This window comes from Kocuria sabuli (assembly GCF_040981185.1).
Taxonomy (GTDB): Bacteria; Actinomycetota; Actinomycetes; order Actinomycetales; family Micrococcaceae; genus Kocuria; species Kocuria sabuli.
This window is the reverse complement of sequence record NZ_JAVHZE010000026.1, coordinates 15,360-40,637: the sequence shown is the minus strand read 5'-3', so window position 1 is coordinate 40,637 and position 25,278 is coordinate 15,360. Positions and strand designations below refer to the sequence as shown.

The 25,278-nt window shown below is 69.5% G+C and carries 31 protein-coding genes and 2 pseudogenes; 15 read left to right on the top strand and 18 right to left on the bottom strand.

Going from position 1 to position 25,278, the window contains the following annotated elements; all coding sequences use genetic code 11:
- Together RE027_RS16945 and RE027_RS16940 are read left to right on the top strand one after the other, a co-directional pair.
- Positions 1-210: pseudogene (locus RE027_RS16945) on the top strand (diacylglycerol kinase); the annotation flags it as partial.
- 247 nt (positions 211-457) lie between these two features.
- On the top strand, positions 458-1,174 hold the full coding sequence (locus tag RE027_RS16940; RefSeq protein ID WP_368809467.1) for a GAF and ANTAR domain-containing protein: 717 nt from the start codon (positions 458-460) through the stop codon (positions 1,172-1,174).
- 70 nt (positions 1,175-1,244) lie between these two features.
- On the opposite strand, the gene RE027_RS16935 is transcribed toward RE027_RS16940, so the two are convergent.
- From RE027_RS16935 to RE027_RS16920, 4 genes are all read right to left on the bottom strand, one after another.
- Positions 1,245-1,511 carry a hypothetical protein gene (locus RE027_RS16935; protein ID WP_368809466.1) on the bottom strand — a complete coding sequence of 89 codons (267 nt, stop codon included), beginning with the start codon at positions 1,509-1,511 and terminating at the stop codon, positions 1,245-1,247.
- 20 nt (positions 1,512-1,531) lie between these two features.
- Entirely contained in the window at positions 1,532-2,251 is a 720-nt protein-coding gene (locus RE027_RS16930) for a GAF and ANTAR domain-containing protein (protein WP_368809465.1), read from the bottom strand.
- Between the two features lie 158 nt (positions 2,252-2,409).
- Positions 2,410-2,739: a hypothetical protein gene (locus RE027_RS16925; protein ID WP_368809464.1), complete on the bottom strand. Its 330-nt coding sequence runs from the start codon at positions 2,737-2,739 to the stop codon at positions 2,410-2,412.
- A gap of 9 nt (positions 2,740-2,748) precedes the next feature.
- Positions 2,749-3,450 carry a GAF and ANTAR domain-containing protein gene (locus tag RE027_RS16920; RefSeq protein WP_368809463.1) on the bottom strand — a complete coding sequence of 234 codons (702 nt, stop codon included), beginning with the start codon at positions 3,448-3,450 and terminating at the stop codon, positions 2,749-2,751.
- A 709-nt stretch (positions 3,451-4,159) separates the two neighbouring features.
- On the opposite strand from RE027_RS16920, the gene RE027_RS16915 reads away from it, so the two are divergent.
- Both RE027_RS16915 and RE027_RS16910 read left to right on the top strand, forming a co-directional pair.
- Positions 4,160-4,429 carry a hypothetical protein gene (locus tag RE027_RS16915; protein ID WP_368809462.1) on the top strand — a complete coding sequence of 90 codons (270 nt, stop codon included), beginning with the start codon at positions 4,160-4,162 and terminating at the stop codon, positions 4,427-4,429.
- Between the two features lie 240 nt (positions 4,430-4,669).
- Complete coding sequence (locus tag RE027_RS16910; protein ID WP_368809461.1) at positions 4,670-5,140, top strand: hypothetical protein; 471 nt, start codon at positions 4,670-4,672, stop codon at positions 5,138-5,140.
- 578 nt (positions 5,141-5,718) lie between these two features.
- On the opposite strand, the gene RE027_RS16905 is transcribed toward RE027_RS16910, so the two are convergent.
- The 4 genes from RE027_RS16905 to RE027_RS16890 all read right to left on the bottom strand — a co-directional run bounded on the left by RE027_RS16905 (position 5,719) and on the right by RE027_RS16890 (position 9,257).
- Positions 5,719-5,958 (bottom strand): helix-turn-helix transcriptional regulator, encoded by a 240-nt coding sequence (locus RE027_RS16905; protein WP_368809460.1) that lies wholly within the window; start codon positions 5,956-5,958, stop codon positions 5,719-5,721.
- Between the two features lie 191 nt (positions 5,959-6,149).
- On the bottom strand, positions 6,150-7,268 hold the full coding sequence (locus tag RE027_RS16900) for a hypothetical protein (protein ID WP_368809459.1): 1,119 nt from the start codon (positions 7,266-7,268) through the stop codon (positions 6,150-6,152).
- A 280-nt stretch (positions 7,269-7,548) separates the two neighbouring features.
- Positions 7,549-8,151 (bottom strand): response regulator transcription factor, encoded by a 603-nt coding sequence (locus RE027_RS16895; protein ID WP_368809458.1) that lies wholly within the window; start codon positions 8,149-8,151, stop codon positions 7,549-7,551.
- Positions 8,145-9,257 carry a sensor histidine kinase gene (locus tag RE027_RS16890; RefSeq protein ID WP_368809457.1) on the bottom strand — a complete coding sequence of 371 codons (1,113 nt, stop codon included), beginning with the start codon at positions 9,255-9,257 and terminating at the stop codon, positions 8,145-8,147. Before RE027_RS16890 ends, RE027_RS16895 begins: the two co-directional genes overlap by 7 nt.
- 217 nt (positions 9,258-9,474) lie before the next feature.
- Between RE027_RS16890 and RE027_RS16885 the strand changes: the two genes are divergently transcribed.
- The 4 genes from RE027_RS16885 (at position 9,475) to RE027_RS16870 (ending at position 12,317) form a co-directional block, all read left to right on the top strand.
- Positions 9,475-9,951: a hypothetical protein gene (locus tag RE027_RS16885; RefSeq protein ID WP_368809455.1), complete on the top strand. Its 477-nt coding sequence runs from the start codon at positions 9,475-9,477 to the stop codon at positions 9,949-9,951.
- 187 nt (positions 9,952-10,138) lie between these two features.
- Complete coding sequence (locus RE027_RS16880; RefSeq protein ID WP_368809454.1) at positions 10,139-10,582, top strand: hypothetical protein; 444 nt, start codon at positions 10,139-10,141, stop codon at positions 10,580-10,582.
- 652 nt (positions 10,583-11,234) lie between these two features.
- Positions 11,235-11,462, top strand: coding sequence for a hypothetical protein (locus tag RE027_RS16875; RefSeq protein ID WP_368809453.1), 228 nt, complete (start codon positions 11,235-11,237; stop codon positions 11,460-11,462).
- Positions 11,463-11,972: 510 nt separating this feature from the next.
- Positions 11,973-12,317, top strand: coding sequence for a hypothetical protein (locus tag RE027_RS16870; protein ID WP_368809452.1), 345 nt, complete (start codon positions 11,973-11,975; stop codon positions 12,315-12,317).
- Positions 12,318-12,600: 283 nt separating this feature from the next.
- Here the strand turns inward: RE027_RS16870 and RE027_RS16865 are convergent, their stop codons facing one another.
- A complete protein-coding gene (locus RE027_RS16865; protein WP_368809451.1) occupies positions 12,601-13,380 on the bottom strand; it encodes a TIGR04086 family membrane protein in 780 nt (259 codons plus the stop codon).
- Between the two features lie 640 nt (positions 13,381-14,020).
- On the opposite strand from RE027_RS16865, the gene RE027_RS16860 reads away from it, so the two are divergent.
- The 4 genes and pseudogenes from RE027_RS16860 to RE027_RS16845 all read left to right on the top strand — a co-directional run.
- On the top strand, positions 14,021-14,443 hold the full coding sequence (locus tag RE027_RS16860) for a hypothetical protein (RefSeq protein ID WP_368809450.1): 423 nt from the start codon (positions 14,021-14,023) through the stop codon (positions 14,441-14,443).
- Between the two features lie 183 nt (positions 14,444-14,626).
- Entirely contained in the window at positions 14,627-15,466 is an 840-nt protein-coding gene (locus RE027_RS16855) for a hypothetical protein (protein WP_368809449.1), read from the top strand.
- Positions 15,467-15,469: 3 nt separating this feature from the next.
- Positions 15,470-15,667 carry a transposase gene (locus tag RE027_RS16850; protein WP_368809448.1) on the top strand — a complete coding sequence of 66 codons (198 nt, stop codon included), beginning with the start codon at positions 15,470-15,472 and terminating at the stop codon, positions 15,665-15,667.
- Between the two features lie 75 nt (positions 15,668-15,742).
- Positions 15,743-16,081, top strand: a pseudogene (locus tag RE027_RS16845) (transposase); the annotation flags it as partial.
- A gap of 33 nt (positions 16,082-16,114) precedes the next feature.
- On the opposite strand, the gene RE027_RS16840 reads toward RE027_RS16845, so the two are convergent.
- From RE027_RS16840 to RE027_RS16820, 5 genes are all read right to left on the bottom strand, one after another.
- On the bottom strand, positions 16,115-17,224 hold the full coding sequence (locus tag RE027_RS16840; protein WP_368809446.1) for a mandelate racemase/muconate lactonizing enzyme family protein: 1,110 nt from the start codon (positions 17,222-17,224) through the stop codon (positions 16,115-16,117).
- Complete coding sequence (locus tag RE027_RS16835; RefSeq protein WP_368809444.1) at positions 17,221-17,568, bottom strand: hypothetical protein; 348 nt, start codon at positions 17,566-17,568, stop codon at positions 17,221-17,223. The genes RE027_RS16840 and RE027_RS16835 overlap by 4 nt, the downstream gene beginning before the upstream one ends.
- 196 nt (positions 17,569-17,764) lie before the next feature.
- Positions 17,765-18,034, bottom strand: coding sequence for a hypothetical protein (locus RE027_RS16830; protein ID WP_368809443.1), 270 nt, complete (start codon positions 18,032-18,034; stop codon positions 17,765-17,767).
- Positions 18,035-18,793: 759 nt separating this feature from the next.
- Positions 18,794-19,096, bottom strand: a complete 303-nt coding sequence (locus RE027_RS16825) for a hypothetical protein (RefSeq protein ID WP_368809442.1) — start codon at positions 19,094-19,096, stop codon at positions 18,794-18,796.
- 28 nt (positions 19,097-19,124) lie between these two features.
- Positions 19,125-19,379 carry a hypothetical protein gene (locus RE027_RS16820; RefSeq protein WP_368809441.1) on the bottom strand — a complete coding sequence of 85 codons (255 nt, stop codon included), beginning with the start codon at positions 19,377-19,379 and terminating at the stop codon, positions 19,125-19,127.
- A 190-nt stretch (positions 19,380-19,569) separates the two neighbouring features.
- Between RE027_RS16820 and RE027_RS16815 the strand changes: the two genes are divergently transcribed.
- The 3 genes from RE027_RS16815 (at position 19,570) to RE027_RS16805 (ending at position 21,464) form a co-directional block, all read left to right on the top strand.
- Complete coding sequence (locus RE027_RS16815; protein WP_368809440.1) at positions 19,570-19,773, top strand: hypothetical protein; 204 nt, start codon at positions 19,570-19,572, stop codon at positions 19,771-19,773.
- Between the two features lie 250 nt (positions 19,774-20,023).
- Positions 20,024-20,443: a hypothetical protein gene (locus RE027_RS16810; protein WP_368809439.1), complete on the top strand. Its 420-nt coding sequence runs from the start codon at positions 20,024-20,026 to the stop codon at positions 20,441-20,443.
- Between the two features lie 181 nt (positions 20,444-20,624).
- Positions 20,625-21,464, top strand: coding sequence for a hypothetical protein (locus tag RE027_RS16805; RefSeq protein WP_368809438.1), 840 nt, complete (start codon positions 20,625-20,627; stop codon positions 21,462-21,464).
- Positions 21,465-21,484: 20 nt separating this feature from the next.
- On the opposite strand, the gene RE027_RS16800 is transcribed toward RE027_RS16805, so the two are convergent.
- The 4 genes from RE027_RS16800 to RE027_RS16785 all read right to left on the bottom strand — a co-directional run bounded on the left by RE027_RS16800 (position 21,485) and on the right by RE027_RS16785 (position 25,278).
- On the bottom strand, positions 21,485-22,396 hold the full coding sequence (locus RE027_RS16800; protein ID WP_368809436.1) for an FG-GAP repeat domain-containing protein: 912 nt from the start codon (positions 22,394-22,396) through the stop codon (positions 21,485-21,487).
- A gap of 138 nt (positions 22,397-22,534) precedes the next feature.
- Positions 22,535-23,155 (bottom strand): dihydrofolate reductase family protein, encoded by a 621-nt coding sequence (locus tag RE027_RS16795; protein ID WP_368809435.1) that lies wholly within the window; start codon positions 23,153-23,155, stop codon positions 22,535-22,537.
- A gap of 96 nt (positions 23,156-23,251) precedes the next feature.
- Positions 23,252-24,433 (bottom strand): molybdopterin-synthase adenylyltransferase MoeB, encoded by a 1,182-nt coding sequence (gene moeB / locus RE027_RS16790; RefSeq protein WP_368809434.1) that lies wholly within the window; start codon positions 24,431-24,433, stop codon positions 23,252-23,254.
- Positions 24,430-25,278, bottom strand: coding sequence for a thiazole synthase (locus tag RE027_RS16785; RefSeq protein WP_368809433.1), 849 nt, complete (start codon positions 25,276-25,278; stop codon positions 24,430-24,432). The genes moeB and RE027_RS16785 overlap by 4 nt, the downstream gene beginning before the upstream one ends.

Sequence of the window (25,278 nt, the reverse complement as noted above, 5' to 3'; positions counted from 1 at the left end):
CTCTTCGAGCACGCCGCCAAGTGGCGCGTGCTGCTCAAGGCCGCCCGCGCGGCCACCACCGGGCTGGGAGATCAGCCCAGTGTGGCCCGCTATGAGTTCACCGCGCTCAAGCCGATGCCCTACCAGCTCGACGGAGAGGTCCGCTCCGTCCCGGCCCACACCACGGTCCGGGTCGAGTCCGCCCCTGGTGCCCTGACCGTGATCGGCTGATCGCCGCTGGCGCGGAGGGCGAGCTCGAACCGGGCTCGCGGGTTGGCGGGGTCCTCACCGAGGCAGGACCCCGCGCCGCTGGTCGGTCCGGTGGCCGGCGGCCTGACGTCGGGTCCCGGAGGTGTCTTGTTCATGACGGGTGCCGCAGGTATCGGCCCCGGCGCCCGGAGGGGAGAATGGTAGTCTCGGCAGGCGTCAGGCCAGCCCACGGAACAGGCCGCTTCAGGGGCTTGTCGGAGGAGAAGCCATGGAACCGGATCCGGTGGTGGCCCGGCTTGGTGCCGCCTGGGCTCGTGTGCACGAGGTGGTGCTGCAGGCTCAGACGGCCGCCGAGGCGGTGAGTCAACTGGTGGAGGTGGCGCAGCAGCTGATCCCGATGGCGGTCGGGGCCGGGATCTCTCTGGTGGACGAGGACGGGGTGTGCACCACCGTGGCGGCCACTCATGCGATGGTGGCCAAGGCGGACGAGCTGCAGTACGAGCTCGGGGAGGGCCCGTGCCTGCGTGCCTGGGACACCGTGAGCGTCCAGTACGTCCCCGACACGACCACCGACCCGCGGTGGCCCGAATGGGGCCGGACCGTGGCCCGGGCGGGAATCCGCTCCGCGCTCAGCGCCCCACTGGTCGTTCAGGGCCAGGAGATCGGGGCGATACAGGTCTACGCCACCGAACCCCATGCCTTCACCGACCACGAGGAATACCTGCTGAGTCTGCTCGCCGGCCCGGCTGCCGCCCTGCTGGGCGACGCCCGCACCCGACGTCAGCCCCCTCGCCTCGACCACACCGTGCAGGAGGCTGTCACGGACCGGGATCGCATCGAACGCGCCGTCGGTGTGCTGATGGAACGCCGGCAGCTGACCGAGCCCACCGCCCGCAGCCGGCTGCTGGACACCTCCCGCGCTCAGGGCGAGACCCTCGCCCAGACCGCCGGGCACGTCCTGGACGACACCGACCCCCCGGCCTGAAGGCGGCCCGTGCGCAGTCACCCCCAGTGGCAGCACCACGGCCGAGGCAGTGGCCTCAGCGGAGACCGGCTCAGCACTCTTCGGCGTTGTCGCCCTCGGCGAGGTCCGAGACGTAGGGTGCCTGTTGCGGGGGGATCCGGGCGATCAGCTCATTGGCCGCATGGGCCAGCAGGTCACGTTGGAAGGGCGGCAGGCTGAAGGACTGGTGCAGGTAGGCGTCGATCTCGGTCTCCCCGGCCTCTCCACCGAGGCTGAAGTAGTGCAACCACAACTGTTCGCGGGCGATCCCGGACCGGTTGATGGCCTGGCGCAGCAGGCGGGCCTGTTCGCGGGCCATGGCATCATCATCCACCAACGCTAGGAACTCGTACCGAGGGAAGGGTCCAGGACCGCCTGGGCGATCTCGAGCAGGGGCCGGTCCTGGGCCCGGGAGTCATTCAGCAGCGCCACGCGGGCGTGGTGCTGATCGAGGCCGCGGCGTTCCATCACGATCCCGGTCGCCACATCCACCGTCGCGCGGTCCGTCAGGGCCGTGCGCAGGGCCTGACTGAGCCGGTGCGGGGCCTCGGAGGTCTGCGCGGCACCGAGCAGGGTCGCGGCCGCCGCGGCCAGCAGGCTCAGCCGCCGCTCATCGGCAGCGGTGAACCCGTCCGCGGTGGTGGTGTAGACCTTCAGCGCCCCGATGCAGTGGCCTCTGTACAGCATGGGGGCGCTCATCGCCGAGCGGACCCCCAACGGGAGCACCCCCGCGCACCAGCCCAGCCATCGGGTCTCGGTGGCGGTGTCGTCCACCCGCTGCAAGGACTCGGTGGCCCACGCGCTCAGGCACGGGCCTTCCCCGAGTTCGTACTGCAAGGTGTCACCGGCCTCGGCGACCGCATCCGTGGTGCCGGTGGACATCGTGTGCCCCTGATCGTTGATCAGCGACGCCCCGGCCCCGATCGCGGAGTCCACCACGTCCTGGGCGACTTCGGCCAGCTGCTCCACCGCGGAGGTCGCGCTCTCCTGGCTCAACAACATCCCGTGAATACGGGCGAAGACGGTGGTCAGTTCCGTGCCCGAGAACTCGCTTTCCATGGTGACCTCCCCGGTCCCACGGATCCGCTCCACGTTCCCTGACGGCTGGGAGCACAGGGGATGATCCGCTCGATGTTCGTCCTTGCCATCCATGATACTCCCGGCCCGACCAGCGACGAGGTTCCACTGTGGCCCGCTCCGGGGAGGTTGTCCCGCTGCTATGCCGTACCGCCCGGGCGGCCGTCACCGTCGGCTCCACCTTCCCCGTCGGCCGTCTCTTTCCGGTCGTCCTCGAGCAGCTCCCAGGAGTAGGGGGCGTGGCCATCGACCCCGTGATCGATGAGTTCGTTGGCCGCGCAGGCCAACAGGTCGCGCTCCAAGCGCGGCATCCCGAGTGCGTGGTGAAGATAGGCATCGATCTCCACCTCCCCCACCTCCCCTCCGAGCCGGAAGGAGTGCAGCCACAACGTCCCCACCTCGATGCCGGCCGCCTTCAGCAACCGGCGGAGACGCTGCGCCTGCTCAGACCCCACCCCGTCGTCGTCCACGACGGCGTCCTATCCTTCCCGGTCCGCCGGGCGGGCCAGGGTCTGGCGGGCGACGTGGGCCAGGGGACGGTCCTGGAGCACAGCCTCAGCCATCAGCGCGGCCCGGGCCTGCTGGACGTCGGTGCCGTGGCGCTCCATGAGCACCCCGACAGCGACCCCTACCTCCTGCCGGTCCGACAGGGCCTCCTGCACGGAGGCACTGAGCCGGCGCGGGGCGTCGGCGGGCTGCGCGCAGCCCAACAGGACCGCCACCGCCCCGGCCAGCATTCCCAGCATTGCCGCATCCTCCCCGGTGAACGCACCTGGCTCACCGGCGTAGACCTTCATCGCTCCCACTCTCCGGTCCCCGTGCAGCAGCGGGGTGCTCAGCACCGAGCGGATGCCCTGAGCGTGCGCGGCCGCGCACCATTGCGGCCAACGGATCTCGCCGGCGGTGTCGTCGATGCGCACCACGGCCGAGGTGGCCCAGGCACTGATGCACGGGCCCTCACCGAACTCGTACTGCAGGGCGTCGGCGGCGGCGGTGAGGGCGTCGGTGGCCCCGGTGGACCTCGCCCGACCGGTGTCGTCGAACAGGGAGGCCCCGGCCCCCACGGCAGTGCTGATCGTGGCGCGAGCTACCTGGGCGAGCTGGTCCACCGCCGTGGCCGCGTTCTGCTCGCTCAGGAGCATGCCCTGGATGCGGGCAAAGGCCATGGTCAGTTCGGACACAGAAGGATCAGGGTGCATGAGGTCTCCAGCGGTCGTGATGACGACCGGAGGTCACGTCCTGGCTTCGAAAACCGCCCCGCTCTGCGGGGTGCGTCTCCGCAGTTCGCCCTGGTCCTGACCTTTGAGCCTACGCCGCATCCCACTGCACACAACCGTCTCCTCGGCGCCCTGCAGCACCCACCGTGGTCCCACCACTCCCGAAGCCCGGCGATAGAGCATGTCGAAGGGCACCTTGTCAGCGCCCTCTCGAGCTTTCCAGCGGGAGTTCAGGAGGGCAGGTTCTGGCCTGCTCAACAGGACCCCCACCCGTGGGACAGAGGCTGCCGCGGACATGTCGAGGGCCTCGCCATGTTCCAGGGCCCTCGGTCCCCATGGCCGGTGGAAGCACCGGCACCACCGCGGCCCGGCGGTGGTCGCCGGTGTCGGGATGGTCAAGACCGGCGGTCTCGCCTACGGTGGGATCAGGTCGAGTACACGGCCTATCCCTTGCAGCGGCCCGATGCCAGGAACTCCCGGACCGTTCTCTCTGACCCCCATGCCCCGTGGCGCTGCTGCGGGTGTCCCGCACTGGATGCCTGCTCCATCCCTGCCGTGTCGACGGGCTCACCGGTCACTGCCCCGATTTCCCCGCTCGAGCGACCACCGCATCATCTGGAGCCATCACCTGCACACCAGGTTCGGCCCCTCTTCTCCGCACAAGGACATCACCATGAGCACCCCCACCACCGCGACCGACCACAGCACCGACTCCTTTTCCGTTCCCGAGCCCGACGGCGGGCCCTGCTCCTGCTTGGAACCCGCCGAGGCGTTCCCGGCCGAACTGGGCGGATTGAGCATGGGCGAGCTGCAGGTGCTGCACTCGAGGATCTGCCGGCAACTGGACCGCGATTACCTCACCACACCCGACGGGCCCCACCCCTGCACCACCGACCGGTTGCAGGACGTGTTGGGCGAGCTCGACGCCCGCGACGCTGCCTGAGCCCACCACCCACCTGGACAAGCGGCCGACTCCAGGTGTGATCACCACGTGTCCCGCTTCTCCACGGGTCCCAGCACCACCAGGGGCGCGCCCCACGACGGAGGGCGCCCCTCCGGTCGTGCCGCCGTCGCACCGCTCGACCAGCAGGTGGAGGGTGACACCGAGGCAGCGGGACTGGAGTCGCGCCGAGGGACGCCACAGCCCGTGGTGTCGGCCGTTCGCGGGATGGGTGTCAGGTCCGTGAGCTCTGGTGCGCTGCCCCACCGGCCCCGCGCCTATGTCGCCGCCCCGGTGGCTCCGGCCACGGGGCTGTTCCAAGCGATCAATTGGGCCTTTGACCAGGCCGAGGACCTCACCTGGGGTGATCTGCGCATCATGGTGAGCGATCCGGGCCTGGTCACGCGGTTGAGCCTGCTGCAACGACTGAAGAACCGCGGGGTGCGCATCGGCACGGCCGAGCAGGCGGCTGGGGCCCGGTCCTTCCGTGGGATGGTGATCGCCTTTCGCCCCGATGCCGCGATGCTCGTTGCCGCCGAAGCGCTGCCTGGGGTCCGGGCGGTGGTTGCGGTGGCAGCGTCCAACGACCAGCTCCGGGAATGGGTGGGCATCTACGCCCCGCAGCACCTGGGCGGAGACGTTCTGCCAGCCCGGCCCGAGGTCACGGCAGCGGTTTCCGTTCGATCCGGGCAGGTCCTCCAGCCCAACGTCTGAACCATCGACCGCCCCACTGGCTCCACTACGAGCCCGCCGCTTCCGGACCGCAGGCATCTCTCCGTGGTTCGCGCGCAGGACGCGGTGCCGCCGAGAACGATCCACAGAACGACAGAAGCGTGCATCTGCCCATCTCCGGCGCTGTCCTCGGGTGTCACGAGGGTGGTTGAGCAGCCGGCCACCCTTGCTTCACCCTGCAGGACCCTGTCCGCCCTCGACGCGGAGAGGAGCACGTCGTGCTGGACGCCCGCACAGCCCAGCAAGCTCGAGCACTGCAGCACCCCATCGCTCAGTCCGGCATCTCGGTGTTCCGGCCGTGGTGGCACTACTTCAGCCTGGGTGGAGACGTCGGCGAGCTCGAGGTCGATGCCTGTCTGCACCAGGCACTGCACCTGCACCGCCTCCAGCGCCAGTTGCTCGATCACGCCGCCCACGAACTCGTCAACGACTGGCCCGGACCACAGACCGACCACCCCACCCGGCAGGAACCGGGATGGTTCCTGCTCCCGCGACGACGGTGGCCCCTCAGCTGTTCTGCAGCGCGGGCGCCGCCAGCCCGTCGGGGTGCGTTGGTGCGGTCAGGGCAGAAGTGCCGTACAGGGGTTCCCCTGTCCTGAGGTCGGTGGTGATCCGAGATCATGGAACACCTCTTCGATCGGCCGGCGGAAGAGCCGGGCCAGCCCGAAGGCCGAGGACGGATCCGACCGCTCGTTCTCCACGACACAGATGGCCTGCCGGGAGACTCCTCCGGCAATGGCCACCTGGCCCTGGGACATTTCCCGGGATGTCCGCAGCGTCTTCAGCTGGTTGTGCACCACCCCTCCGATCATGCCTGCTGGCCGACGAGCAACCTGAGCAGTGTCAGCGCCAGCCACCCGGCCCGCACCGGGATCTTGACCGCAACGAGGCATGCCCAGGAGTCAACCGCGCCTTCAGCACTCCCGTTGAACTTGTGGGACGCCCGCTGTTCTGACCCGGCACCGACCGGGCGATGGGCTCGCCCGGGCCTTCAGTCCTGGTAGTCGTCGGCGAGCCGTCGCCGTTCGTGTACTCGCCGGTTGTAGGTCGCCTCTCGGATCGACTCGTCGCTGTCGAAATTCGATCCCAAGGCCCCGGCCAGGGTGCCCAGCGAGGCGGCCAACCAGGACAGGTGGAGATAGTCGAACAGGCTGACCGGGTGGCCGAGCTGGGAGCCGAGAAAGTCGCCGGTGATGACCGCCAATCCCAGCACGAACAGCACCGACCACAGGACCATGTACATCAGAACCACGCTCAGCCCGACCGTGATGATCGTGGCCGCGTTGTCCAGCCCGGCCCGCCACCGATCGGCGGCGTCGCGGAGCCTGTTCCACAATCCGTTGTAGACGATCAGCCATGCACTCAGCGCGGCGATCACCACACCACTGATCGCGGCCATCCGGGGCACGGAGAGCGCGTCCGACATGTTCCAGATGGACGCGTAGAAGATACCGAACGCCCCGGTGGCCGCCGCCGCGGCCACACAACTGGACAGGGCCGACAGCAGGCGCCCGGGACGGTTGCTGCGGACCATCCCGGACAGCAACCGCAACCGATTCCACCGCCCCGGAAGGACGACATAGGACACGTCGTCCTTCCGCCCCGGGGGCACTCGGCGCACCGCACCATGCCCCGCCGCCTCCCGGGCCGCCGGGGCGGACGGGAAATCCACGGTCCCCTCCTGCACCGAGCGGATCAGGGCCACCACCAGCTTCCGGGTCCTTCTCCTGAGCCGGTATGCCCCCAGAGCCGGCAGCACCACCAGGGCAGCCCGGGCCGCCGAACTCACCTCGCACAACATGGACTGACCATCTTGGACCCGGGGGAGATCCGTCAGATACACCACGTAGTCCCAGCCTCGCCCGTCCCGGATCTCACAGGCACGCTCCATCAGAGGAATCTCCCCCTCCGAGGTGAGCGGAAGAGCCCCCAAACTGACCTCCACCTCCCACCGCGCCCCCGCACCACCAGCAGCACCAGCACCAGCACCAGCACCAGCACCCGGATCATTCGACAGTTCCCGGGACAGTTCAGCAGCAACCGATTCGGCCACCTTCTCCGGCAGGCCAGGATCGGCCATCAGCCCTATCCTCATCGTTGTCGTGGTCATGACCCCATCATCAAGCACACACGCTCACCCCGGACTCGCTTCATCTCATTGCCCCCCAGTGCAGACTCACCCCGCCCACACGAAGGTTCAGTCCGTCCACGCCCACTCACACATCGGTTTCCCACCTCGAACTCGATCGCACAGGAACTTTCACGGCAACGTCGTTCCCGTGGGCGGTATCCGGTATCCGGTAACCGGCCATATGCAAAGTGGGGGCCTGCTGCCTGACCGCCCGGAGCGCTTGTCGTGACGCATCGAGTCCTTCGGTGTGCTGTTGAACTCAGAGCCAGTCGTTGTCCCTGGCGTGCCGAGCGGCGTCGTGGCGGGTGCGTGTCCCGGTCTTCCGGATGGCTGAGGACAGGTAGTTGCGCACCGTGCCTGGTGACAGATGCAGCAGGCGGGCGATGTCGCGGACGCTGTACCCCTCTCCTGTCACTCGCAGGACGTCCTCCTCTCGTTGGGTCAGAGGCGAGTCGGTGGTCAGTGCCCGCGCAGAGACCGCCGGATCGATCACGCGTGCGCCCTGGGCCACTGCAACGGCGGCGGACGCAATCTCCTCGGGGTCGGTGTCCTTGCCGAGGAAGCCACGCACCCCGAGCCGCAGTGCTCGGCGCAGAACGCCGGGCCGGGCATGACGGGTCAGGATCAGGATCGCCTGGTCCGGAACGATGGCGAGCATCTGCGAAGCGGCTTGAAGGCCGTCCAGGACAGGCATGTCGAGGTCCAGGATGGCGATGTCCGGGCGCAGCTGTTCGAATTGGCGCACGGCTTCTGCCCCGTCGGCGGACTCAGCGATGATCTCCAGGTCTTCTTCCAGGGGGAGTAATGTCGCCAAGGCCGTGCGGATGAGCCGTTCGTCATCGGCCAGCAGGACCGTCAGCAATCGCGGACCTGTCCCATCCGCGCCTCGAGCGTGAACGTGCCATCGACGTCGCGCAGTTCGAGCCCGCCACCGAGGGCGCGCAGTCGTCGATGCAGCGTGTCCAGGCCGCGCAGAGTGCACGATTCCTGCCGCGCAGGGGCCCCGTCGTTGGTGACGACCAGGTGATCAGCCCCGACGACGATTGATACGTGCTCGGGGCGGGCGTGCCGGAGGATGTTGGTGGTGGACTCGCGCAGCACCCGGGCGAGGGTGGCCTCCCAATCCGAGGCTGGGGTTCCGTCGGGCCGCTGGACGGTGGTGGTGGCCCCGACCGCGTCCAGCAGGTCCACGGCCGAGTGCAGCTCCTCGGAGAATCTCAAGGCGTGCCGGTCGGCGGCCAGTTCACGGGCCGCTGTGATCGTCTGGCCAGTGAGTTGCTGAATCGCCTCGAGTTCTTGTGCGGCCCGGGCGGGGTCAGCGGTGCGCAGCTTGGCTGCGACGGCGGCTTTCAACTTGATCACGTGCAGCGTGTGCCCCTGGATGTCGTGCAGATCCGCGGCGAACCGATGCCGCTCACGGGCGAGGGAGAGTTCACGCTCGACGTCCTTCGCCCCCTCGAGCAGAGCGAAGAGTCGTCGCTCGGATCCCATGTCGTGGATCGAGCAGAGCCAGATGGCTGCCACGAAGGTCAGCTGAACGACGGTACCCACAGCGTTGGGGGAATCGGTGGTCAACGCCACCGTGCTCACCCCAGCGACAGCAGCACCCGCAGCGGTGGCCCAGGCCGCTCGACGAGTCGTCCGCGCTTCGATGACCACACCGGCGGCGACAGCCAGCGACACCGACCCGGTGGGGTTGGCTCCCGTCAGCGCGGACCAGAGCAGAGTCGGAAGCCCGACCACGACGGTCAGGCTGAGCCACAGCCAATTCGGCTCCTCGTCGACACGCAGAAGAACCAGCACCGCCAGCAGCAGGCTGGGCATCACGACGAGCACGGCCGCCCAGTCCGACGACGCAGTGGCCGCCACCACAACGGTGACCGCCACCGAGAACGCCCACGTGCGGGTGCGACGAGTGCGCGACATGTCCCGTATGTCCATGACGGTGCTCGGCTCGGCGATGGCCACGCGATACTCCTCCGGGGTTCGGGGCCTGCCGGTCCGCAGAGCCCATGCCACCTCATCAGATGCACCTGAGCCCGTCCAGTGACACCACGTCACCCACACCAGTGACTCAACAGCACTGTCCACCTCGGCCACGGGCTGCCCAAGGTGGACAAGTCATCCCACCCCACGGTCTCGGCTCCCACTGCGGAGAACTCGGTGACCGGACGAAAGGACTCCCGTGACCCAGCTGCGCACCTGGATCCTCGACCTGCAACAGGTCGTCGACACCTTGCCCGGCCCCCTGCAGATGCTCGCCGTTCTCCTCATCGGCATGATCCCCTTTCTGGAGGGCGACGTGGCAGCGACCATCGGAGTGGTCGCCGGCATCCATTGGCTCCCCTCCATCGTTCTCGGAGTGACCGGCACCGTCGTAGTGACCTTCTTGGTGCTGAGCTCGCTGGGACGATTCGGCCGACCCCGTGACAACCGGTGGGCGGAGCACAAGGTGATGCGCCGTGTCGAGCAGTGGGGCGTCCCCATTGGCATGCTGATCAGCGGATTCCTGTTCAGCGTGCCCGTCACGGTTTTCATCATGGGCGCCGCCGGCCTGCGGCGTCCGACCGTGCTCATCTCCGCCCTGGCCGTCGCCGTGCTGAACGGGACCGTGGCCGGTCTCCTGTCCGCAGGAATACTCCAGTGGGTCATCGACATCTGAACTCCACAAGCCAGAGAGCAGTCACCTTCCCAGCAAGGACGTCGACGAAACGGCCAAGCACTCTCGCCAAGAACCCGGGGAACCCCAACTGCAACACTCACATCGGCCCCTGTGAAGGTGGCTGGGTGGCATGACCCATGACCCGGTGTCTGTTGGCCATCCGCGCAGTGATCACTACCGTGAAGACATGGACGGCAACGACGCACTGCCCCGCACCGAATCGACAGCCACGGCGACTCCCGCGACCCGAGACCGTGGCTCCGGCCGGGGCGAGGCACTGGTCCTGGCGAGCTGGACGCTCATCGGCGGCCTCTTCATGACCGCGGTCCTCCACCTGGGCGCCGACCTGTGGGGCGGGGCCCAGGGCCCGGTCGTCTTCGGCAGCCTCATCGCGCTGGTCATGCTGGGCAACTTCACCCGCGCACGCACCCGGACGGCACGCCCCCGGCACTTCGGACTGGCAGAAGGAATGGCCGCCCTGTGGCTGGGCATGGGCGGCGGCATCGCCACCCAGGCTCTCGGCAACGACATTGGCAGCGGAGTGCCCCTCGGCACCGCTGTGATCGCGGCTGCTGTGCTCACCGCCCCGCTGTTCGCCTGCTCATTGTGGTTGGCCGCACGAGGCCGGTGAACCGGGTCCGTGCAATCCGCATGGCCCTGCCACCGCTGCCCCGGGTGCCGCGCCGGGGTAGTTCCATGCCTGTCGACAGGCCGGTGCGGAACTGATCGCGGTGATCGACGGACTCTTCATGACCCCGGTGTTGTTCGCTCCTCCTGGAGATCCAGTGGTGTTCTTCAACCGTCCCGGCGGACCTCGCTGCGCCTGGGTCCACGACTCCGACCACCTTCCGGCAGACCAGACGGACACAGTGGAATTCGCCCACCTGTCACCACTCGGTGACCTTGCCCCTTTCGCCCGGTGGGTGCGAACAGCCCCAGTGCGAGGAGGAGAACGACGATCGCAGCGACTCGGACTTTGTTGTGCATGACGATGTGCGGTGGACGGGCCCTCGCCACAACGGGAGCTCGTTCACCGTCGCGTGTGGGGTAGGCACCGCCTTCCTCGAGTGCGACTACGGCATCCCAGGGACGGCCGTGACCAGCACCCCAGAAGATCTGCAAGCGTTCCGGGAGCTCCGCGGCAATGCCGGCTCTGACATCTGGCCGGTCCTGCACGGACCGAACTGGATGATCATCGCCCGCGACGAGGCACCCCCTGCAGCAGCTGCAGGCCGAACTCGGCGGCACGATCCCCCCGGCCCCGTGAGCGGCCCCGGCATCCCGTGCGAGGCCCCGCTCGGGACACCTGGGAACTGCTGCGCCTGCCACTGATCCTCATCCTGATCGGGGTGGTGACCACGATCAGCGCGGTGACCTGGAACCGGCTCTCCTGCTGTGCGGGCGGAGCCAACATCGGCGCCGGCATGCTGTGGCTCCTCGGGCTGGCGCTGCTGGCCGGCGGAGGCCCGTGGGGCATCATCACCGTCGTGACCGGGCGCAGCAACCGGTAACACCGACCCCACCCCTCCAGGGGCACCACCAGAGCGCGCCGCGCCATGACCAGGCCCCGCCACCTCGTCATGGCGCGTTCCGGAAAGCCTCGTGGTCGCGGGATCACTCCCCATGTTGCCGTCGGAACTGGGGACAATATGAAAGTCGATCTTTTACCAACTGCGCGGTACTGTTGACGTATCACGTCAGGTAGTCGGTCGGGGGGCCGAGCCGCAGGGCGTGGACGATGCCAGAGTGCTCAGCCGGGGGGCTCAGCGACTCGGCATCGGTTGCACGGCCGCCGCCCTGGCGGCAGAAGACACCGGGACCGCGAGGTCTGTCGTCGGGGGGCGACTCTTCTGCCACCAGGTCGGCGACCCTCACGCCATCGCCACGCTCCCAAAGGCATCTACTTCTTGCACAGTGCACTGGCCGGCACCAACGGTCAGTCGGGGAATCCGCGGCCACGCGGGCGCCTCCACGACCGGACGGATCCCTCTCCTCCCGCCATGACTTCGCAGGAGCAACCCATGGACGGCACACCGGAGGCCGACGTGAACACCGCCCGGGACGCGACCCTGCTGGACCCCCACACCCGTACGGCCGTCTTCGCTGCCCTGCGCCCGGCCCTGGAGGCTCTCGCCGCCGACACCGGCACCGATGCCCGCCTCAGCCCCGACGCCCGCCGCGTGCTGCGCGCCGTGACTTGCACCCATCCGGCAGACACTCTGGCCCTGGCCGACCTCGCCGCCCGCGCCAGCACCCCCAAAACCCGGATCCCGCCGGCCCGGCACGAACTGGGGACCTGCGGCTATCTGGCACGCCTGACCAGCATCGCTCCCCACCTGAGGGCAGCACTGCCACCACTCATCTGACCGACGCAGACCTGCCCGCAACAGGCCCTGCACCTGCCCCGCTGCGATTGTCAGCTGCTCGACCACGCCGTCTGCGAGCTGATCAACCACTGGTTTCGTCGGCCCACCTCATGAAACGGCCCCTGTTGCAGATGCAGCAGGGGCCGTTTCTCCTGCTGAGCGCCCTGTGCAGGCGGCAGGTGTTCCGACCAGCAGACCCCGCTTGCCTCAGGTGCAAGCGGGGTCTGCTGGGGGCTACTCATGGGGCTGTGTGTGGGTTACTCAGCAGCCGCAGCGGGTCAGATCAGCTGTGCGGGGAGCGGATCTCGCGCTCATCGGCGCGGTCCCGGGTCACGGAGCGGGAACCGAACAGACCGGCGATCGAGGCCACGATGGCCCCGAGCAGCAGCCCCACGAAGGTCCAGATGGCCCCGGTGGAGGCGGTGTCGGCGGCCTGCTCGGCCTCGGGAGCGGCCTCCTCCACGGCTTGACCGGCTTGCTGCTGAGCGTCCTGGGCGGCCTGGCGGGCTTCCTCAGCACTCACGTCGGGGGCCACCGAGGCCGCCTGCTCGGGATTCTGGGCGGCGGCATCGGACACGGTGGACGTTGCGGAGCCGAGGATGTTGCCGGCCGACCCCAGGATGTTGCCGACCAGCATGCCGGCCAGCACCACGGCCGCCAGCAGCGAGGTGGCCCAGGTGAGGAACCCGTGGATCAGCCCGGCACGCCCGGCCAGCAGCCCGGCCACGTACCCGCCGGCGGCAAGAGCCAGGACCAGGGTGATGATCGAGGAGATGCCGGTGGCGATGCCGACACCCTCCCCGGGATTGGCGGACGTCAGATCCGCCATGCCCAGCCCCAGAGCGGCGGTGATCAGCGACAGCAGGATGGTCAGAGCCAGGAAGGTCACCACACCGGCGATCACCGCACCCCAGGAGATGTTGCGAGGGTTGCCGGAGCGATCGTCACCCAGAGCGGTCTCCTTCCAGGAGGGCTTGGAGGCCTCTTGGGAGTGGTTCTGGGATGCATCGGGGGTAGTAGGTCGAGAAGTGGCGGTGGGATCGGAAGGGACACTGCTGGACATGATGACTCCTCAAGAGTGGATGGTGCGCTGGCGTGCTCCACCTCCGGTCGTTCATGGTGCCGGTGGTGGCAAGAACTGTCGTGGCGAGAGAGGCCCTGTGGCAGCCGTGGCCAGAGCATGTGACGGTGGCGGACGTTCGGAGGTTCCGGGCACCCAGGCATCGGAGCGAGTTTCCGATTCGTGGAACATCGTGGAACGGGGACCACGGCGCTGATCAAATCATCAGCTTACTTACATGGTGGTCGACCTTGACCCGGATGGCAACCTGAACGCCGAGGTCAAGCCGGATTTCGGGCTCGTCGCCTGCCGGCAGGCCGGGACGTCCGGTGGGGTTGTCAGTCAGGACCGGCCACTGGAGGGACCGTTGAGGCGTCGCAGCCGGGCAGTGGGAGCGGGTGCCTCCTGCAGCGGACGGATGGTCGGCTGGAGGCGCCGTGCGCAGGTGAAACGGGCCGCAGCCCACCGGAGCCCTGGTTCGTTCACCACCGGGGCAGTCCCGCTGGTCGTCACATTACTTAGCTAGGCTATCTAAGTAACTGCTCGTCACCTTACGCTGGGCCATCAGCCTCGGGGCCTCCCGGGCTGTGACAGCGCGGTGCAGCCCCGGCCGCCACCCCTGATCTGCACCCAGGAAGAAGCCATGACCACCTCTGTCTCCGCGGCTCTGGCCGTCGAGCTGCAACCCCACTCCCCGACCCGATGGATCGCCACCTACTACCCCATGGTGACCACCCCGGCGGGTCGTTGGGCCGACGTCACCTGGGCCCTGCACCAACACCTGCTGCCCACCACACCTGCTCCTGTGAAGCCGACACGGTGGCTGGAGGCACACAGCTCCGAGCCCGGCCACCCCAGCTACGCCGGCCACCGGGCATGGAGTGCGGCTCTGGCCGCCGGCTACACCACAGCCCTGACCATCCACGATGCCGGGACCGCCGAGGAACCTCTCTCACCCCACGAGACACAGCAGCTCCGCGCCGGCACGGTCGTGGTTCCGGCCGGGCAGCTCTCGGAATGGGTGCTCGACGACCTCCAGGACCAGACCACCCGCGCCCACGGGTGAGCCTGCACCTCCACCGCGCCAAGAACAGCCGTCCCTGCTCTCCTGCACCGGCCGCTCCAGGCGCAGCACTGAGAGCATTCCCCCGGTCACCTGCTCTCCTGGTTTTGCCCGTCCCAGCGGACCACCCCAGCTATCAGCCTCGGCTCAAAGGAGTCCATCCAGCCCCGGGGTACAGTCACGCCCATGGGGGAGCTGATCCACGAGGACATGATTCCGGCCCAGGCCACTGAGGTGCTCGAGGAGTTCATCGCCGAACGCACCCCGGCCCTGGAGCAGCTGCGCTCCAGCATGGCCGCACACGGGCTCAACCCTGACGCGCTGCTCGAGGGCACCCCCGAGTCGGTGGGCCCGGTGTGGGAGTGGATCACCACCCGGGCCAACGACCTCGGCATCGACCCCCGCCCGTTGGACAAGGACCCGACCCGTCCCGGATGGCCCAGCTGGACCCGCCACGTGAGGCTGGTGGCCCCGCACCCGCCGGCCCAGTCCCTGGCCCTGGTCGACGGCTTCACCTCTTACCTTGCCGAGGTGATCACCGCCGCGGCCCCGGATGCGCACTGGCACGTCGGGAACCACCGTATCGGTTGCCATCCGATGCTCAACTACCCCGTCCCCGCTGCTGACAGCCACCAGATCTTCCTCCCCGGGCTCCCGCTCTACAGCGCCTATCTGTCCGCCCACGGCCGCGACCCGATGAGCAGAACCGAGATGCTCCACCACACCCGCCGCACCATCTCCGCGCTGCGCGGTGAAGGCCCGGTGGCCGACAGAGCCGAGGAGCCGCTGGTGAGCGTGGTCGCCGAGGTGGACTGCTTCGACGTCGGTCTGCGCGCCGACCTCGCCAGGAAGCACTCACACCTGGTGGAGCGGATGGTCACCGAGCTCACCGACCGCGATGGGGTCGCCTCCGTCCACCGGTACGGACCCGATGTCCTGGTCATCGACGCCCCGGACTGGGACGAGACCCGACTCAAGCTGTGGCTGACCCTGTGGCTGCACCGCCACCTCCACACCGAGGACTAGGGCGTGCTGCTGAAGGCCGATCTGTGGCGCGCGAGGGAGGCTGGAGGCGTGGCGCGTACTGAGATCTCCGACGAGGCCTGGGTGGTGATCGACCCGCCGTTCCCGGTGCCGGAGGCGACGGGCCGGCCGCCAGTAGAGCGTCGCGCGGTGGTCGAGGCGACCGCGTGGCGATACCGGACCGGCGTTCCCGTGGCGGGCTGACGACGAAGAATCATCTGGTCTGGGACGGCAAGGGCCGGGTTCGTGCTGATCCCGGGACAGGCGGCCGACACGAGCATGCTGATCGACACGCACTCTCCAATCCGCGTCCCAGGGCGCACCGGCAGACCCCGGTCACGGCCGGACCGGGTCCTGGCCGACAAGGGCTACCCGTCGAGAGCGCACCGAGCCTGGCTGCGCGAACGGGACATCGCCACGACCATCCCGGAGCGCAACGACCAGATCGCGCACCGCCGCAAGAAACCCGGCCGCCCGATCGGCTTCGGTGACGAACAGCGCGTCCGCCACCGCGGACGCAACGTCGTGGAACGCTGCTTCAACAAGCTCAAGCAGGGGCGCGGGATCGCAATGCGTGCAGACAGGACAGCCCGCAACGACCACGCCGCCGTCTGCCTCGCCGCCGCCCTCCAACGGGTTCGGAAAAAGGCCCTAACCGAAGGTTGCGGATGGCTCGCCGAAGAGGGTTGCGTCGGGATGCACACCAAGTCCAGGCCCCTGAGGCACAGCGATGTGGCCACCCTCGACGCGGACGCCCCCGTCGGGGTCGTAGCTGCCATCGAGGTACGGCTGCGCGATCCAGGCGCCTTCGTTGAGGCGAGGCTGCACGGTTGACGCGAGGTGCACGCAGGCCGCTGCGATGATGTCGCCGCCCCATTCGTCATCGCTGGTGTGGGGCATGGACCTGATCTCGCAGATGTCTCTGACGAGCGCCATCTGGTGGAGCCCGCCGACGCGGGTGACCTTCATGCCGAAGCCGTCGCAGATGCCGCGGCCGATGGCGTCGAGCACTGTTGACACGTCGCGTGTCGCCTCGTCGAGGTAGACGGCGTGGTGCAGTTGCGATCGGATGGAGGCGATCTCTTCGATGGTGCGGCAGGGCTGCTCGATGACGAAGGGAATATCTGGGCATTCGCGGCTGAGTCGAAGAGTGTCTCGGGTGGTGAGCCCCCGGTTTCCGTCGACGGCAAGTCGCACGCGGTTGCCGACTCGTTCCCACACCTTCCGAATGACTTCGATGTCTTCCTCGATGGGCCGACCGCCGACCTTGAGCTGGAGCCGGGGGTAGCCCTCTTCCGCTGCAGCCTCCGCCTTGTCGACCATGTGATCGACCGTCTCGCATGCGCTGGTTGCGCAGTAGGACGGCACTCGGTCCGTGAGGGCGCCGCCGAGGAGCGTGGAGACCGGCACCCCGTAGTGCTTGCCGGTGAGGTCGTGCGCAGCAATGTCGATCGCGGCCTTCGCGGGGTGGTGTCCATCGAGGAGGCCGTGCATGCGGCGGTGCAAGCTGACGATGTGGGTCGGATCCACACCGAGCAGTCCGGGGGCGAGTTCGGAAAGAGCGGCTCGGTCACCGGCCGCGTGGTGGGGCTGGTAGATCGGCGAGATCGGCGAAGTCTCGCCCCAGCCGACGAGGCCGTTGTCCGCCGTGATGCGCACAAGCGTCGTTGGGACCTCGGTGATCTGCCCGATGGGCATACGGAAGCTTGAGTTCTTCACTGGGAGTACGTGGTCGAAGACGGCGATTTCGGTGATCTTCATGCGTTGCTGCTTTCTGTGTTCTGAATGGAGCTCGTCAGGCGTGCTGCGGCGAGTCCTGCTGTCACGCCTTGAACGAGGACTTCGAGATCGCGGGTCGAGTTGATGAGCGTGAACCCCTGAGCTGCCCGTCTTGCAGCATCGACACCCGTGCCCGCGTGAATGCCCGCGACCTTGCCACGACGGTTCCTCTCGACCTCGACGCGTGCGAGTGCCTTTGGCGGCCGGCCCGTCGCCTCCGGCACCAGGAACAGCGGGCCGAACACTGCCCAGGCCTCGTCGGAGATCTCAGTACGCACCACGACCCAAGCCTCACTCGCGCGCCACAGCTCGGCCTCCAGCAACACACCCTGAGGGATGGACGCACGGATAGGCGACCCGGGCGACAGCAGCGCCTCGAACCTCAGCCACCTCACAACCATGTGCCTTCCAAGGCATGCTCGCCGAGCCCGAGAACAGTGCTTGCCCGGAGCGAGGAAAAGGGGTCGGTTCGGTGGACCAGGACCCAGATGTGACTGCCCCAGTCGGGGAAAGATGCCCGGCTCAGGGCGCCCCGGTGAGATGGATGAGGGCGGTGTGCACCGCCTGCGCCTTCGGCGTTCTCATCTCTCGGAGGTGCGCACAGATCTGCTGGAGAGCTTGTGGGTCCAGGCAATGACCTTCGGCGCTGTCCTTGCACACCGTCCAGTCCACCGCGGCCGCGTAGCGGTCACTGATCAACGGCTCGTGGACGTGGCAGTAGTGGTGCAGGGGCGCTGCGGTCAGTTCCGGGAAGGTGGCCGCCGTCCAGGCCACCACCGGCAGCAGGATCACGGCCTCCTGACCGCACCCACTCACCTCACAAGCAATCCCTGACGTCATGGCGCTACTGTGCCGGGACGCACAGGCCCAGGACCAGGGAACAGTGCATCTTCATGCATTTATGACGTCGGTCGCCCGGAGAAGAACATGGAGAAGACCGCCCTCGCCCCGACCGGGTGACTGCCGGAGCCGGTGCTCGACGGCCTCACGGATGAGCCCCCCGGGCGCCCACAGCTGATGCTGCCCACGCGCCAGGACACCTCGTGCCCCACCGCACCGAAGACCGCCAGAGGAGCACCCAGTTCACGACCGCACATTGATGCGTCGCGATGTGACGGCCCACACACGCAGAATCTTGCCCGGTGGGGCGGGAGGAACCATCCTTGCCTATCAGAGGGGCAATGGATGCACAGCAGACCATCCTCCAGCTTCTGGCGCGTCGACCGGCCGCACCCGGTTCCGGGGGGATCCGGAGTGGGGCCCGACACGGGTCCGCGCAGGAGCACCACGGGGGCGGGGTGGCCGGGGGGCCACCCCGCCCCCCTCATGCCCAACCACGGCCCCAGCCGAACCCGCTCCCACGAGGCTTCGTGCACCACTTGAGGTCAGAGACGCAGACAGTGCAGGGGCCGACCCGGTCAAGATCCCGGCACAGTGGGCGCGCCGGCCCACCTTGCCTCCGTGGTCGACGTGGCTGCGCTCACCCCAGGGGAGCAAGATCTCGCCCCTGCCCGTCGTGGCAATGGGTGACCATCCCGGGAGGTGCTGGGATCACAGGGTCGTGGTGGCCGGAGGTGGTTGCCGCAGGCGCGCGAGGGTCAGGACCGCCGGCACCACCAGACCACCCAGCAGCAAGAAACCATAGGCGCCCATTGCCGACATCGTGACCAGCAGCGGGGCCGCGGCGACCAGCGAGATGATCGCCAGCACGGTCGCGGCAGTGCGCCGGCGATGCGTGGCCGGTTCACGGCTCAGGACGGGGGCCTCGACGATGAGTTGGACGATGATCAGCACGGGATAGCCGATCAGGGGCACAACGAAGGCCAAGGACTCGAGCACGGTGACCTCGAACATCACTGACCCCTTCCCGGTCGGCGCGGAGTCAGCACTGGCCACCACCTCCGTCGCCGTCGAAGCCCCCACCGGCATCCCCGGGGCTGTACCCCCAGACCCCGGCCGTGGAGCCACCGGCGGCCGTTCCACCATCGGCGCCGGTGCGCTCATCGAGGTGCTTCGGGCGGTAGAGGCGCACGAGGATCACCACGCACACCACGGCGACGGCCGCGCCGATCACCCACAGGAGGGGGTTGACTGCGGACGGACCGCTGAAGGCTTCCACGGGCATCAGGGGCGGCATGGGGATCTCCTTCGACGTGTCCTGAGATCAGGATGCGGGCGCCCAGCCGTCATTGACCAGGGCCACCGGCCCGACAACGGCAAGAACTTCCCAACGCACCACTCCGGGCCTGCGATCAAGCCCTGCAGCAGCTCAGGACGATCGACATGGGACTCCCACACTCGTGGAACCCGCCTGCGACACGGAGCCCATGAGCAGCCCCCTCGACCGGCCGCAGCCACGGCCGCCCCCGCGCCCAGTACTCGCCAGGCACGGAATCCGCTCCCCCGCCCGCTGGGTCGCCACCTACGACCACATGGTGCACGCCGCCGCGGGCCGCTGGGCCGACGTCACCCGGGCACTGCACCGGGGCCTGATGCCGGTCACCGACGACGCCTGGGAACCGGCACGGTGACCGGAGGCGCGCAGCCCCGACGCCGATCATCTCTGCTACGCCGAGCACCGAGCCTGGGCCACCCGGGCCCACGGCCTCCAGGACCACCCCGAGCCGCACCGCTCAGCCGGCTCCCACGGCGATCGGCTCAGTGCCTATTCTGAGTGACTCTGAACAAGCTATCGTTGTACCAGGCAGAGCGGCCCAGGCCCAGGCCGACACCTGCATCTGCACACGCACCCGATTTTTCGACCGTCAACAGGAAGTTGGCATGCACTCCCCAGCCCTCCGGGCCCTTGCCGTCGAGATGCACCCCCACTCGGCCACGCAGTGGATCGCCACCTACTACCCCATGGTGGGGACCCCCGCGGGCCGCTGGGCCGAAGTCACCTGGGCGCTGCACCAGTGCCTGCTGCCCGCCACCCCCGCTCTGCTGGAGCCGGCACGGTGGCTGGAGGTGCACAGCGCCGACCCCGGTCACTCCTGCTACGCCCGCCACCAGGCATGGAGTGAGGTCCTGGCCGCGGGCTATCTCGCGGCACTGGCCGCCTACGACGCCGAGGACACGGAAGAGCCCCTGCCGATCGAGGACGCACAGCAGCTCCGGGAGAGCACGATCGTCGTCCCGGCCGGCCAGCTCTCGGAGTGGGTGCTCGACGACCTGCAGGACGAGACCTCGGCGATCGGGTGATCCCGCCCGGGTGCCGCGTCCAGCACACGTGAACCCCCTCCCCGCACCGGGCCCTCCGGCCGGAGGCACGAGGAGAACTGCCCGCGGGGACTGATCCTCCCCGTCCGCCCGGACCCATGGAGCAGCCCGGTCACCGGCTCCGGCACAGGCGCGCCCCGGCGCGCGGGGTACAGTCACGCCCATGGGAGAGCTGCTGTACGAGTGGATGACGGAGTCCCAGGCCGCCGACGCGCTCGAGGAGTTCCGTGCCGAACGCACAGCGGGACTCACCTGTCTGCGCTCCGTTCTGGACGGCCACGGCCGGCACCCCGACGCACTGCTCGACGGCACCCCCGAGTCGGTGGCGCCGGTGTGGGAGTGGATCACAGCCCGGGCCGGCGAGCTCGGCGTCGACCCCAGATCACTGGAGGAGGACCCGACCCGCCCGTCCTGGCCCAGCTGGGCCCGCCACGGGATGCTGGTGGACCCCCACCCCCCGGCCGAGACGCTGGACCTGGTCGACGGCTTCACCTCCTACCTCGTCCAGATCCTCACCGCCGCGGTCCCGGACGCGCAGTGGCTCGTCGGTGAGCACCACCTCGACGACTACCCGATGCGCAACTACCCGGTGCTCGCCGCCGGCGGCCACCAGGTCTTCCTCCCCGCGATCCCCCTCTACAGCGTCTACCAGTCCGCCCACGGCCGCGACCCGATGAGCGGAACCGAGATGCTCGACCACACCCGGCGCACCGTCGCCGCGCTGCGCGGTGAAGGCCCGGTCGCCGAGGCGGCCGAGGAACCACTGGTGACCGTGGTCGCCGAGGTGGACTGCTTCGACGTCGGGCTGCGCGCCGACCTCGCCGCCCAGCACCGGGAACTGGTGAAGCGGCTGATCGCCGAGCTCACCAGCCGCGACGGCATCACCTCGGTCTACCGCTACGGACCCGAAGCACTGGTGGTCAACGCCCCGGGCTGGGAGGAGATCCGGCTCAAGCTGTGGCTGACCCTGTGGCTGCAGCGCCACCTCCCCACCGACGGCTGAGCACGGCGGCTCGACGCCGCTCACCCCACCGAGGTCAGTGCGCGCCGCGCCCCACAGGGTCCCCATCCTTTCGGAGCACTCACCACGTCACGCCGAGCCGTCCCCGGGAAAGCCTCGGGACGGGGCAGGACGGTGCCCCACCGGTCCTGGGGACCGGCGGGGCACCTGGTGGCGGACAGGTCAGGACAGGAGGGCCACGTAGGTGTCCGAGTGCCCGAAGCCGACGACGTCGGCCCGGCCGTCACCGTTGACGTCGCCCAGTTCACGGGGTGGTCACCGACCCGCCAGCCCTGCTGGGACCCGAAGTCGCGCACCAGCAGCTGCGGAGTGGTGAAGGTGTCCCCGGCCACCGAGAAGTAGGACACCCAGGCGCCGGCGTCGCCGAAGCCCACGATGTCGGCGGCGCCGTCACCGTCCACGTCGGCGAGCGTCCGCGGGTGCTGATCGACCCGCCACCCCCGGTTGTACCCGTAGCTGTCGATGCGCTTGCCGGCGCCGATGAAGGTCCGGTCCGTCTGCCCGTGGGTGACGGTGACCCCCGAGTAGCCGAAGCCCACGATGTCGGCAGTGCCGTTGCCCACCAGGTCGACGACTTCGCGCGGGTGCTGGTCCACGCGCCGGCCCTGGTCCCAGCCGAACTGGCGCAGCTTCACGGTCGCGGGGGTGAAGGACCCGTCGGGCTGGGCGTAGGAGACGTAGACCCCGGCGTTGCCGAAGCCGACGACGTCGAGGCGACCGTCGCCGTTGACGTCGGCGAGCTCGCGCACGTGCTGGTCCACACGCCAGCCGTCGGCGTAGGAGAACATGGGCTGCACATAGGGCCCGTGATAGGTCCTGGCGTGGGCCGGGGCCCCGCCCAGTGCGAGCCCGGTGACGGCCAGCAGGGCCGCTGATGCACCTGTTGCCAGGCGGGACAGGAGAAAAGGTTTCATCCGGGGTGCCCCACGTACTGGAGATGATGCGCCGTCCGTGGATCAGGACGAGGTGGCGGGGTGGAGAGCCCGGCCGGTGCCGTCAAAGGTCGGCCGTGGTGCCGCGAGGGGCGCGATCGACGGTTCGCCCGGGGCCGCCTACTGCGACAGCTGCGAGATGTCGACGCCGGTGGCCGGGGTGCCGGCGCGTTCGTAGACGAGCGAGATCGCTCCTTTCGGGAACGCCTGCGGCGGCTCCACCACGGTGAAGGCGGCCGGGACGGTGCCGTCGCCGAAGAGGCGTTTGCCCGAGCCCAGGGTCAGCGGATAGAGGATGAGGTTCAGCCGGTCGAGGAGGTCCTCCCGCAGCAGGGTCCTCACGAGGTCGCCGCTGCCGAAGACGTGGACCTCGTCGAACCGCTCCTTGAGCGCGCGCACCTCGGTCGTGACGTCCGTCAGCACCGTGGTTCCCTCCCACGACGGGTCGGTCAGCGTGCGCGACACGACGAACTTCGGCACCGCGTTGAACTTCGCGGCGATCGGGTCCTCCTCGCCGCGGGACGGCCAGTAACCGGCGAAGATGTCGTACGTCCTGCGACCGAGCAGCAGCGCATCGAGACCCTCGATGGAGGTGCCGATCGTCTCGCCCGATGCGTCGTCGAAGTACGCCCCCTGCCAGCCGCCGAGCTCGAAGCCGCCCGCACGGTCCTCGTCGGGCCCTCCCGGGGCCTGGTAGACGCCGTCGAGGGTGAGAAAGAGGTCGACCTGGATGATGCCCATGATGTGGTCCTCCGGTGAGCTCCAGCGACAGCCAGGGGGCACCATGCTTTCGCGACGGGAGCGGGGCGTCAACCCCCCGCGGGGCGCCGCGGCGGCTCAGTAGACGGGCGCGCCGGGGTCCGTCTGCTCGACCCACGCCAGCACCCCGCCCTCGAGGTGGCGGATCCGCTCCTCCCGCCCGGCGTAGTACGGGCGCAGCGCGGCCAGGGCGGTCGCCGAGCGGGCGCCGGCCTTGCAGTGCAGCACGAGGTCCGCGCCGCGGGCCTCCGGCGGCAGGGCGTCCGGTCCCCGCTCCAGCAGCTGCTGCAGCGGCACCGGCACGGCGCCGGGAATGGCCACGAGCTCCCGCTCCCAGTCCTCCCGCACGTCGACCAGGACGAACGCGGCCTCCCCGCGCCCGCGACGCTCCAGCAGCCGGGCCAGCTCGGCCGCCCCGAGGGTCTCGGAGGGCTCCACTCCGCGGCCGGGCAGCGCGCGGACGGCCTCGGGCTCGGCGACCTCGGTGACCGGGGCGGCGTCGGGGTCCGCGGCCAGGCGCAGCTCGCGCCAGGTCATCGCCAGGGCGTCGTGCAGCAGCACCCGCCCGAGCAGGGGTTCCCCGGTGCCGGTGATCAGCTTGACGGCCTCGGTGACCATGACCGAGCCGAGGGTGGCGGGGAGCATCCCGAAGACCCCGCCCTCGGCGCAGCTGGGGACCTCGCCGTCCGGCGGCGCCTCGGGGTAGAGGTCCCGGTAGGTGGGTCCGTGGCCGGCCCAGAAGACGCTGACCTGTCCCTCGAAGCGCAGGATGGAGCCCCACACGCAGGGGACGCCGGTCAGCGCGGTGGCGTCGGCGACGACGTAGCGGGTCGCGAAGTTGTCCGCGCCGTCCACGACGAGGTCGTACTGGCCGACGATCTCCACGGCGTTGTCCGCCGTGAGCCGGCAGGGGTGGGTGCGCACCCGGACCAACGGGTTGAGCGCGGTCACGGCCTCCGCGGCGGAGTCCGCCTTGGGCCGGCCGACGTCGGCGGTACGGTGCACCACCTGGCGCTGCAGGTTGGAGACGGCCACGACGTCGTCGTCGACGATCCCGAGCGTCCCCACACCCGCCGCGGCGAGGTACTGCAGCGCCGGGGCGCCCAGCCCGCCGGCGCCGACCACGAGCACGCGCGCGTTCTTGAGCCGGCGCTGGCCGAGCGGGCCGATCCCCGGCAGCGTGAGGTGCCGGGCGTAGCGCTCGAGCTCCGCCCGGGTCAGGTCCGGGCCGGGCGCCACGAGCGGGGGCAGCGGGCTCACCGGGACTCCCCCAGCGGCGCCCAGTCCCCGCGCGGGAGGTCCAGCGGATCGCCGGCCTCCCCCTCCGGGTCGATCCGCCCCGCCATGGGCGAGGACGCGAGCGCGTGCCGGCGGGCCGGGATCCGTCCGGCACGGGCGGCCAGCCGCCCGGCAGCCACGGCGTGGCGCATGGCAGTGGCCATGGCCACGGGGTCCTGCGCGCGGGTCACGGCGCTGGCCAGGAGCACGGCGTCGCAGCCCAGCTCCATGGCCAGGGCCGCCTCGGAGGCGGTGCCGATGCCGGCGTCGAGCACCACGGGCACCGAGGCGCGGGAGGCGATGAGCTCGATGTTGTGCGGGTTGAGGATCCCCAGCCCGGTGCCGATGGGCGCACCGAGGGGCATGACGGCGGCCGCGCCGAGGTCCTCGAGCCGGCGGGCCACGGCCGGGTCGTCCGAGGTGTAGGCGAAGACCTTGAAGCCGCGGGCCACGAGCTGCTCGGTGGCGTCGAGCAGCTCCACCACGTCGGGCAGCAGCGTCTCCTCGTCGGCGATGACCTCGAGCTTGACCCAGTCGGTTTCCAGGGCCTCGCGGCCCAGCTCGGCGGTGAGCAGGGCGTCCCGGGCGGTGTAGCAGCCGGCGGTGTTGGGCAGGATCCGGATGCCGTTGCGCTCGAGCATCGCGAACAGCGAGTCCCCCTGGCCCGGGGCGTAGCGGCGCAGGGCCACGGTGGTCAGCTCGGTGCCGGAGGCCACCAGCGCCTGCTCCAGGGTGTGCAGCGAGCTGAGCCCGCCGGTGCCCATGATCAGCCGGGAGGACAGCTCCGTGCCGTCGAGCACGAGCGGGTCGGGGTGCGGGACGGTCAT